The 6,326-nt window shown below is 45.5% G+C and carries 5 protein-coding genes; all 5 read left to right on the forward strand.

Translation table 11 applies throughout. The features are described 5' to 3' along the window. Positions 1-101: 101 nt before the first annotated feature. Complete coding sequence (locus H8L47_RS25330) at positions 102-1,418, forward strand: HlyD family secretion protein (protein WP_186956465.1); 1,317 nt, start codon at positions 102-104, stop codon at positions 1,416-1,418. 41 nt (positions 1,419-1,459) lie between these two features. Continuing rightward, the gene (locus tag H8L47_RS25335; protein WP_186956466.1) at positions 1,460-2,422 is read left to right on the forward strand and encodes a MauE/DoxX family redox-associated membrane protein; all 963 of its coding nucleotides are present in this window, start codon (positions 1,460-1,462) and stop codon (positions 2,420-2,422) included. Positions 2,423-2,881: 459 nt separating this feature from the next. Continuing rightward, positions 2,882-3,511 (forward strand): hypothetical protein, encoded by a 630-nt coding sequence (locus H8L47_RS25340; protein ID WP_186956467.1) that lies wholly within the window; start codon positions 2,882-2,884, stop codon positions 3,509-3,511. Positions 3,512-3,540: 29 nt separating this feature from the next. Continuing rightward, complete coding sequence (locus H8L47_RS25345) at positions 3,541-4,164, forward strand: hypothetical protein (RefSeq protein WP_186956468.1); 624 nt, start codon at positions 3,541-3,543, stop codon at positions 4,162-4,164. A 19-nt stretch (positions 4,165-4,183) separates the two neighbouring features. Beyond that, a complete protein-coding gene (locus H8L47_RS25350; RefSeq protein ID WP_186956469.1) occupies positions 4,184-6,202 on the forward strand; it encodes a peptidase domain-containing ABC transporter in 2,019 nt (672 codons plus the stop codon). Positions 6,203-6,326: the final 124 nt, after the last annotated feature.

The raw sequence follows: 6,326 nt of genomic DNA on the forward strand, positions 1-6,326 counted from the left end.
CTTTAGACAAGTACACAGGAAAGCTGTGTTTTTTGACTATTGCCGTAGATAAACGAAGATGCCAGTTAAATCGCAACACTTTGTAACAAGTAGGGCTGTCAATGAGTAACACCAGCCCCTTGTTCCGCCCTGAAGTTACCGCAGCATTAGGCAGTCAATGGATGGGTGCCATCCGTCTGGCGCAACCGCTCTCAGCTTCTTTGATTGCCATTGTTGCCCTGGTCATCGCTGCGGTGCTGATCACTTACATCACTCTTGGCAGCATCACCAAAAAAGCCCGTGTCACAGGTGTCACTGTACCTGTCGGTGGCCAGCTTAGCGTAGCCGCGCCCAATGCCGGTATCTTGCTGAGCAGCCATGTCACAGAAGGCGAGCAAGTCAAGGCCGGGCAAATCCTGTTTACACTCAGCACAGAACGTCAGAACAGCCAGGGTGAAATCACCGCCCTTGTCGCCCAGCAACTTGCCAGCCGTGCCGACAGCATGGCCGCAGAACAAAGATTGCGCCAAAGCCAATATCAGGAAAAAAAGCAGGCCCTGCAGCAAAGACTGGCCAACCTGACACTGGAACATACCCAGCTTGAACAAGAACTGCTGCTGGCCCAGCGCCGCCAGCAACTGGCACAACAAAGCGTCGTCAAATATGAAACCCTGCAAGGCAATGGCTACGTTTCAGCAGCACAAACCCAGCAAAAGCAGGAGGACTTGCTCGACATCAGCACCCGCCTGAGCACTTTGCAGCGCAGCAAAACCCAGTTGCAAGCCAACCAGATTGCGCTGCAATCAGAACTCGATACTTTAGCCAATAGTCTTGCAACGGACCTCACACAAATAGCAAGAGCCAAAGCCAGCCTCAAGCAAGAAGCCGCAGAAAACGCCAACCGCCAGGCGGTGCAAATCGTCGCAATGCAAGCAGGTACGGTAAGCGCCCTGACCAACCAACCAGGGCAGGCCATCAATGCCGGGCAAGTGCTGGCGAGCCTGATACCTGTTGATATAAAGGGGGCTAATGTTGAAGCAAATTCACTGGAGGCACATCTGTATGTACCCAGCCGCACAGCAGGTTTCATCCAGCCGGGGCAAGAAGTATTGATACGCTACGCAGCCTTTCCTTACCAAAAATTTGGCCTGCACACCGCCACTGTCACGGATGTCAGCCGCACCCCCTTTGCCCCGGCAGAATTGCCCGCGCATCTGGCCAGCACGATCCTGAGCAATGCCCAGCAAGCCATAAATGGTTTCAACACAAACGAAGCGCTGTACAGGATCAAGGTCAGGCTGCATGAGCAAAGCATCAATGCATACGGCCAAGCGCAAATGCTCAAACCAGGCATGACGCTGGAGGCAGATGTGATACAGGACAAGCGCAGGATTTGGGAATGGGTGCTGGAGCCAGTGCTGGCCAAAAATCTAATTTGATGTGCAGAAAACCCTAATTTCAAAAAATAACAAAACTCGTCATGTTTAATTCTACGTTATCGACTATCTACATATTTTGTTCGGCGTTTTTATCTCTTGTTATGTATGTATCTGGTGCGGCAAAGTTCGTTCAAAATGCCTCGACTGCAAACGAAGTCGAATCCAAATTTATGGAATTTTTTTATAGCAAATACTTTGCAGCAATTGAGATTGCTGTTGCAATTTCTTTTCTCCAAATCGCAGTTACGTGGACAAAAATTGGCGCTGCACTTGTATGCATAGTCGTATTGATCGCCGGATTTTTTATCGAGATAAAAAACAAAAAAAAATTATGCGACTGCTTTGGATCATTATCTCCAACTACAAGTTCTGGGCGTATTGGTTTAAGGATTTCCATTCTATTTGCCGCGCTATATTTAATTATCGGCACCACTTTTTTGCATTCATTTGATGTTGCGATTGAATTGCAACACAGTACTCATTTGTTTGTTGCGACTCTGGCTCTCCTATTTACATTTAATTTGTTGGGAAAAAATTTACAAAGCTTAAAAATTATCAGTGAGCCTCAAAAAAGGCTTGTCGATAGTAAACCACAAAAGATGCATCAATTTGATAAAGAGACTTTTCTTGGATTCCATTTGGAAACTTCCCAAATTCTGGCAGGTGTTGCCAAAGCTGACATGCCGATCCTGATCATTTCATTGTCAAAAAATTGTCAGCACTGTACAGATTTAATCCCAGATTTGAAGCAATTTATTCAAGGATTCGGCATGAATCTGCCGATTGTGTTGATTACGGATGAAATTGAAATTCAACTTAATGAAATTTCTCATCAGTGCACAGTTTTGGTCGATCAAGATAAAACTTTTTTCAAAAAAATTGGCGCAGAAGCGAGTCCATTTGGTTTGCTGCTACATGGGACTACTTTGTCCCAAATGGCTCCTATCGCTTATGGTGCTGACCGTATACGTATGTTGTTTGCGATCACACTCAATGTCCGATAGCGATAACACACGGGGTAAATAAAGGAATTTGATCATTTATTTTGATCATAAAGAATCAAGGTGTTTTTTTAGATGCCTAGAGCGGAATGTGACTGACCGCATCTTCAGTCCAACTATAAAGAAAGTAACATAATGAGATCGTTAACGAATGAAGAAATGTCTGTAATCGCCGGCGGTGATTTTAATGGTTTGTTTGACAATGAATTCCCCCAACCTGGCCGGGATCCATTGGAAGGCTGGGATGCAGGAGAAACTCGTCCACCTGGCTCCAATTCTTGGGGCGAGCCCGCTCCAGATGAGGCTCGAAATGGCGAATATCAGAGATTTGACGCTGCATGCCAAGGAGATGTAGCATGTAAAGAGGTCGTTTACAAGAGATATTACGGTTAAAGATAATAAATAAATTGTAGTGAGTGAGATGCCTAATTCGTCATTTCATTCACTCTTAATGGATAGAAAATGAAGTTTTTAACAATAACTATTTGTTTCATTTTTTGTAGTAACTATGCATTTTCCCAGCAAAATGTTTCGCCTATTCGGCATCACATTCAAGGTGAATTGACGTTAGAGGCTTATTATAATTTTGAAGCGATATTAAAGAGCAATCCAGCCATTACCGAAATCGAATTTATTAATTCGACAGGTTCTTCAAAGAACGCAACAGATATCGTCAATTTGTTTAGTGTAAAAATCGATGAAAGGCACTTAAAAACATTTGCCCGTGGTTATTGTGAATCTACATGTGCATTTGTTTTTTTGATGGGTTATGAACGGACATTACTACCTGGTTCAGCAAACAATCCAACAATATTGCGATTGCATCCGATTGAAAATACCTCGACACGGGAGAGTATTATTTTTGAGACGGATAGCTATATTAGAGACGTTGTTACTCGAAGCAACAGTAAGATGCCAAAAGGATTGTTGATGAAAATGTATATGACTACCGATCGTAGAGGTGCGGTGATCATCAAAAGAAATCCGAATGCGGATGGAAAATTTGTGTTTTTTCAAGCAAAGTATGGCGATAAATTATCAATACTGTCCGATTTAAGTCCGAACGAATTAGGTATTTTCATTTCAGAATAAAAATTACTTTCTGTTAAAAATCAATACATATGAAATCAATATTCTTGGGGATCTTTCTGCTCTTAAGTACTTCAGCCTACGCCGCAAACTCTGATCAAGCTGAGTCTAAGTATGTGATAAATGGCGCTGTTACAAAAGCTGTAGTTGAAGATCTTGAAAAAAAACTAGAAAGCAATCCATCCATCAAGAGTATTGAATTCATTCAATCGTTCGGCGCATTTGAAGATGAAGTTGAAGTAACAAGGAAAATGTTTCGTCTAATTGATCAGTACAAGCTAAATACTTTAGCCAGTGGTAATTGTGCTTTTGCCTGCGCGACAATTTTTTTGTATGGATATACTCGAACGATGGAAATTAATTTAAAGGGGAGATCCACTCGCCTTATTTTGCGGCCAATAATGTCAAAAGATAATGAATTTCTAAAAGAGCCAACAGAAGAGTTTTTTAAAAAAATACTTCTACGTAGTGATAACAAAATCCCTGTAGATATCTTACTTCGGCTTTATCAGGTTCAGGATGAGCTTGGTGCTGTTCATATACATAGCAAAGCCATAGGCTTGAATAAGTACATTCAACTTCAAAGCATTGCGGATGGAAAATTTGAGAATATTAGTGAACTTAGTCCTGTCGATTTGGGAATTGTTGTGGAGTAGTAGACTAAAACAATAAGAAATGCATTCTATCCTCCAAACCGAATCCAGCGAATGCGGCCTGGCCTGTCTCGCCATGGTCGCCAGCCACTTTGGCTACCATACTGATCTTGCTGATCTGCGCCGTCAATTCTCCATCAGCCTCAAAGGTGCAACACTGGCGCAGCTGATGCGTCATGCATCGGCCATGCAATTAAATAGCCGCCCTTTGCGTCTTGAGCTGGATGAACTGGATCAACTGGCTTTGCCTTGCATACTGCACTGGAATTTGAATCACTTCGTCGTGCTCAAAGCCGTGCGCAAGGACTGGCGTGGCAAGGTCACGCTGGTGTTACTGGACCCGGCAGTGGGTGAAAGGCGTGTTCCTGTTGAGGAAGCGTCCAGTCATTTTACCGGCGTGGCACTGGAGTTGACGCCCAGCCCTGCATTCAAACCCAAGGATGAGAAGAAGCAAGTTGCCCTGCGTGATCTGACTGGCCATATCGTTGGCTTGCGTCCTGCTATTGTCAAAGTATTGGCGCTGGCTCTGGCGCTGGAGATATTTGCGATTTGCTCGCCGCTGTTTAATCAGTTTGTGATTGATGAAGTCATTGTCAGTGGTGACAAAGAATTGCTGGTAGTGCTGGTATTTGGTTTTGCGTTGTTGATGATCACGCAGAATGTCATAGGCCTGGCGCGTAGCTGGTTTTTGATGCGCTGGAGTATGGATATCAGCTTGCAGTGGTCAGCACGGGTGTTTGCCCATCTGGTGCGTTTGCCGGTTTCTTATTTTGAAAAACGTCATCTTGGTGATGTGGTGTCGCGCTTTGGGTCGATAGGGGCGATACAAAGTACCCTGACTTCGATGTTTGTCGAGAGTGTGCTGGATGGCTTGATGGCCGTGCTGGCGCTGGTGATGATGCTGGTGTATAGCTTGAAGCTGAGTATGCTGGTGTTGGGTGCGGTGGCTCTTTATGCAGGTTTGCGCTGGGCTTTCTATCAGCCATTCCGTGAAGCGTCGCAAGAGCGGCTGATATTGTCTTCCAAAGAGAGTTCCCACTTCCTGGAAACCATGCGTGCCGTTACACCTCTCAAATTGTTTGGCCGTGAGACTGAGCGGCTGTCGCGCTGGCAGAATCTGAAGATTGATGTACAAAACCGCGATATCAAGACACAAAAGCTGTCGATTATCTTCAAGGTCAGCAATACCCTGATTTTTGGGATACAGGGCCTGGCGCTGTTTTATATTGGTGCTGGCCAGGTCATGCAAAATGCCTTGACAGTGGGCATGCTCATGGCGTTCTCCAGTTATGCAGGTACTTTTACGGGGCGCATTTCCAGTCTCATTGATGTGTTTATCAGTTACCGCATGCTGAGCCTGCATAGCGGAAGGCTGGCGGATATTGTGCTGGAAGAAGCTGAAGCAGAAACTGCTGTCGAAACCGATATCGCGCGCATCAAGGCAGTGATTACCCTGAAGAATATCAAGTTCCGCTATGCCGAGGGTGAACCCTGGGTATTGAAGGATGTCAACCTGACGATACCAGCAGGCCAGAGCATTGCCCTGGTTGGGCCCAGTGGTTGCGGCAAGACGACCTTGTGCAAGATCATTCTGGGTTTGTTAAAGCCGACAGAAGGTGAGGTGTTGATAGACGATATTCCCATCACCCAGTTGGGCATCAAGACTTACCGCCAATTGGTGGGGACGGTGATGCAGGAAGATGTTTTGTTGGCTGGTTCCATCATGGACAATATCGCTTTCTTTGACAGCCATTGTGATCAACAAAGAGTAGAAGAATGCGCCAGGCTGGCGGCTATTCATGAAGAAATCAGCAAGATGCCCATGGGTTATCAAACCCTGGTGGGTGACATGGGCAGCAGCTTGTCTGGTGGGCAAAAGCAGCGTGTCTTGCTGGCGCGTGCCTTGTACAAACAACCCAAAATACTGGCGCTGGATGAAGCGACCAGCCATCTGGATGTAAACAATGAGCACAAGGTCAATCAGGCGCTCGGCAATTTGCAACTGACGCGCATCATGGTGGCGCACAGGCCAGAGACCTGAGGTGTACTGTCAATAGCGGACACTCATGTTCTAAGCTGCCTGTGACTGCCGATTAAAATTTTCAGCAAACAAGGCTGGCGATATATTGCCAAGACGCGAGTGACGTCGCTGGCGGTTATAAAAG

The organism is Undibacterium umbellatum (assembly GCF_014284125.1).
GTDB lineage: Bacteria > Pseudomonadota > Gammaproteobacteria > Burkholderiales > Burkholderiaceae_D > Undibacterium > Undibacterium umbellatum.

Bases quoted from the DNA above. Each gene is read 5' to 3' on its own strand.
- H8L47_RS25330 (WP_186956465.1), top strand. From the start codon at position 102: ATGAGTAACACCAGCCCCTTGTTCCGCCCTGAAGTTACCGCAGCATTA.
- H8L47_RS25335 (WP_186956466.1), top strand. From the start codon at position 1,460: ATGTTTAATTCTACGTTATCGACTATCTACATATTTTGTTCGGCGTTT.
- H8L47_RS25340 (WP_186956467.1), top strand. From the start codon at position 2,882: ATGAAGTTTTTAACAATAACTATTTGTTTCATTTTTTGTAGTAACTAT.
- H8L47_RS25345 (WP_186956468.1), top strand. From the start codon at position 3,541: ATGAAATCAATATTCTTGGGGATCTTTCTGCTCTTAAGTACTTCAGCC.
- H8L47_RS25350 (WP_186956469.1), top strand. From the start codon at position 4,184: ATGCATTCTATCCTCCAAACCGAATCCAGCGAATGCGGCCTGGCCTGT.